Origin of the sequence: uncultured Chitinophaga sp., from assembly GCF_937874145.1 — a bacterium.
In the GTDB taxonomy this organism is placed as follows: Bacteria; Bacteroidota; Bacteroidia; order Chitinophagales; family Chitinophagaceae; genus Chitinophaga.
This window is the reverse complement of sequence record NZ_CALNBI010000293.1, coordinates 1-3,890: the sequence shown is the minus strand read 5'-3', so window position 1 is coordinate 3,890 and position 3,890 is coordinate 1. Positions and strand designations below refer to the sequence as shown.

At 57.9% G+C, this 3,890-nt stretch carries 3 protein-coding genes and 1 pseudogene; all 4 read right to left on the bottom strand.

Annotated elements, in window-relative coordinates:
* Positions 1-1,017 (bottom strand): sodium/solute symporter (locus tag Q0510_RS14450; RefSeq protein ID WP_298713098.1); only part of this gene is annotated, 1,017 nt, incomplete at its 3' end.
* A gap of 538 nt (positions 1,018-1,555) precedes the next feature.
* Positions 1,556-1,657: pseudogene (locus tag Q0510_RS14445) on the bottom strand (hypothetical protein); the annotation flags it as partial.
* Positions 1,658-2,316: 659 nt separating this feature from the next.
* Positions 2,317-3,252, bottom strand: coding sequence for a dihydrodipicolinate synthase family protein (locus Q0510_RS14440; RefSeq protein WP_298713094.1), 936 nt, complete (start codon positions 3,250-3,252; stop codon positions 2,317-2,319).
* Between the two features lie 34 nt (positions 3,253-3,286).
* The coding region (locus tag Q0510_RS14435; RefSeq protein ID WP_298713092.1) for a RagB/SusD family nutrient uptake outer membrane protein at positions 3,287-3,890 on the bottom strand (604 nt) is incomplete at its 5' end.

The window sequence follows — 3,890 nt, the reverse complement described above, 5'->3', positions numbered from 1 at the left end:
GATCCCCGTCCCCGCGATCCCCACCAGCAAAGTGGTGATCTTCGCGGAGCGGAGATAAAATTTATCTTCCTTCCCCGGCGACAAACGGCGCAGGAAATCATTTACGAAAACAGTAGACACGCCGTTCAGGCTGCCATTCAAACTTCCCATCGCCGCCGCGAAAATGGCGGTAATCACCAAACCGGCCACCCCGGCAGGCAACTGCGTCACGATGTACCAGGGGAAAATCGTGTCCTGCGCGTCCAGCGCCATGTTTACCTGCCCGGGATGATCCCGGTAAAACAAAAAGAGTAGCGTGCCGATGGCGAAAAATATGATCGTGGAAGGCAAGGTCAGCCAGGCGCCCAGGCGGAGGCTTTTCACGGCCGTCTGTTCATCCGGTGTAGTGAGGTAACGCTGCACCACCGTCTGATCGCAACCGTACTGGATCAGGTTGAGCGTAAACCCGCCGATGATCACCACCCAGAAAGTTGCCGAAGAAAAATCAAGCCGGAAATCAAACACCTTCAGTTTATTATATTGTTCAAGTGTCTGTGTCACGGCCGCCGCGTCGCTCGTCAGCGACAGCGGGATGAGGATCAGCGCCAGCAAAGCGCCGGCCAGCAGGATAATCACCTGTACCACTTCCGTCCAGATCACGGCTTCGATGCCGCCGAGTACGGTGTAAAACAGGCTCACAGCGCCCATCAGCAGGATGCTCAGTTTTACGTCTATCCCCGTTACCACCGACAATGCGATGGCAGGCAACAGGATCACAATGCCCATCCGGCCGAGTTGCAGGAGTATGTACATGCCGGCAGACACGGAACGGACAACGTAACTAAATCTTTTTTCCAGGTATTCGTAAGAAGAAGTAACCCCCAGTTTGCGGTAATAGGGAATGAAGAAGCGCACCACGGCCGGCATGCAGAAGATGATGGTCATGAGCAGGAAGAAGTAGGTCCAGTCGGTGGCGTACGTTTTGGCGGGAATACCGATGAACGTGATCGCGCTCAGCTTCGCGCCGAAGATACTCAACCCGGTGGCCCATCCGGGAATCTTCTCGCCGCCTTTGAAATAATCGGCGGTAGAATGCTGGTGGCGGGAAGTCCACAGCCCGATGGCCCAGGAAATACAACGCAAGTACGATGTAATCGGTGGTGGAGAAGTAGGAAGGCTTGCTGACGGAGCCTTTCAGTACGTCGGCCGTCCTGGTGCCGGGGCGGATCTCGCCACTGGGAATGTAAATATCGCCGTTCCATTTTACGGCGGTGGCGGTAACGGGCGGGGAATAAGGGAGCTGTCCGGCAACGGTCCAGGTGTCGGTGATGGTGTTGTATAACAACAGATCGGTATTAAAACCGGGATGGTTTTGGAGGATGTCGAGTTTGGCAGCTTTCAGCCGGGCCAGTTCATCGCCTTCGGAATGGGCGATTTGTGCGTTGAGGGTTTCGATGTTGCGGAAGATGTTTCCTTTGTCGCCACCGGTAACGAGGATATAGCTGGCGCCTGTAGCCACGGCGGTAGCGGCGGACAGGTTAGTAACGCCGTTATTGTCGTGGATGGGCGCAATGGGCGACCATTGGTTGCCGGCGGGGTCGTAGCTCCAGGCCTGGGAGCACAGTTCGGTGATGCCGGAAACGGTGCGCGCGCGGCCGCCGATGAGGTAAAGCTTCATTTTGGAGCCGTCGGACTGCGCCACCATCACGCTGTGCGACAGTGCTTTCGGTATGGCGGCGAGGGATTTCCAGTAGGGGTTGGGAGCGGAGAGGTCGATGGCGAGGAAAGCATCGGATACGCGGTCGGCGTTTTCTCCGCCGGCTACATACACGGTGGAGCCGATGGCTGCGGCGGTGGCGTTCGTCAGCGGGAAAGGCAATGGCGGCAGGTCTTTGGCGACCACCCGCCCCTGCGATCCCTGCCATTGGAGGAGGAACGTTTGCGCGAGGGGACCGGCTTCGTTTTCGCCGCCGATACACACCAGGCCATCGGCTATGGAAGCGCTGGCGCCGTAAGCGATGCGTTTGCCGAGGGGGAAGGCGGTCACGGTATCGCCGCGCATGACGTACACTTCGCTGCGGTAGGCTTTGGCGCCTCCGGCCCAGGGCATGCCGTCGGGAAAGTTGGCGCCGCCGGCCAGGAGCAATGCGTTGTTGTGAACGCCCGTGAAGGCCCCCGCAACACCAGGTTGCGGGGTGCCATCGGGCAATGCGGGCAGTTTGGCGGCAACATCCCATCGGATATGGTTCGGTTGTTGCGCCTGCCCTTTATTGATCCAGGAAAAAAACAGGCTGGCTGTAAGCATGAATCGAATGTCTCGGATGAATCGCATGATGATCAGGAATGTGTCTTGGCCTCCGGCCGGGATTTATAATGATCGAAGCCCAGCGCCTCCACGTCGGCCCTGAACTGCGCGAACTGCGCCTGGCTCATGTTGGTTACGGGCAGCCGGAACGTTCCGCAATCCAGCCCGATCAGTTTCATATATGCTTTACCGGTGGCGATGCCGCCGTATTTGCCGAGCAACCGGATCATATCGATCGACTGCTGCTGTAGTTGCGCGGCTTTTTCCAGTTCGCCGTTCGCGAAGGCATCCATGAGCTGGTGGTATAAAGGCGCGGCATAGTTGAACGTGCTGCCCACGGCGCCTTTGGCCCCGATGGCGAGGGCGGAGAGCATATTTTCGTCGCGGCCCCAGAGCATATCGTACTTCCCGTTCCCGAAATGTATGCAGGAAAGGAAATCCATGAAATCCTCGTGCGTATATTTCACCCCGGCGAAATTGGGAATCCGGCCGCCGACGGCTTTGAGCAGGTCGATCATGGCAAAATGGACGCCGTTGAGGACGGGGATGTGATAATAATAAAACGGCATTTCCGGCACCACGGCGGCGATTTCGGCGCAGCATTGGGCCAGGGCTTCCACGCTGGCGGGCTTGAAGTAAAACGGCCCGGTAAAGGAAACCGCGTCGATACCGGCGGCCTGGGCATGCAGCGCCAGTTCTTTACAATCGGCCAGGCAGGTGCCGCCGAGCAGGAGCATTACGGTGAAGTCGTTGTCGCCCTTTTTGCATTCGGCCCAGGCGGTGGTAACGGCTTTTTTCTCGGCGATGGTCATGGAGACCCCTTCGCCGGTAGACCCGCAGATGAAAGCGCCCGTTACGCCGTTGGCTTTCAGCAGGCGGTAATACTCCGGGATCAGTTTAAGGTTAATAGCTCCGGTCGCATCCATGGGCGTAAAGGGAGCGGCAATCAGTCCGTGCAAATGTTTCATGCTTATTTCTGGAATCGTTGTGATGATAATCGGGTTATTGCGGTTTGGCGGTGAGGTAGCCGGGCGTCTGGTTCACTAGCGGGTCGTTGGTCCAGATGGCGGGTTCTACCGGCCAGAGGATCTTGTATCCCTGGGTGGCTTTATCCAGCACGCCGAAAGGATGTGCGGCGGATTTGTAGACCATGGGCTCGCCGGCTACTTTCATGCGGCGGAGATCGTACCAGCGCTTGCCTTCGAAAACGAATTCCTTGCTGCGCTCACGGAAGATGGCCAGCTCGTTGGCGTCTTTGCTGCCGTTTACGAAAGGCGAAGGATCGTTGCCGGGGCCATAAGCCCTGTCGCGGATGGCTTTGATGTACGCCGTGGGATCCTGGTTCTGCGCATTGGCGATCTCGGCGAGCATCAGCTGGCGGTCGGCCTCGCGGTATACCGGCCAGTCGTCGGCGAAATAGCGCTTGTTGGCGTCGATGGTGCCAAGGAATTTCACCAGCGCGGTATTGCGGACGGTCGTAACGTAAGGCGTGGAGCTGGTGGTTACTTTGTAATAATCGTAGAAAGTAGCGTTACGGCGCTGGTCGGCAACACCATGATCCGGCTGCTGCAGAAGATCTACCTGCCCCGTTTCCTGGGCGCGGCCG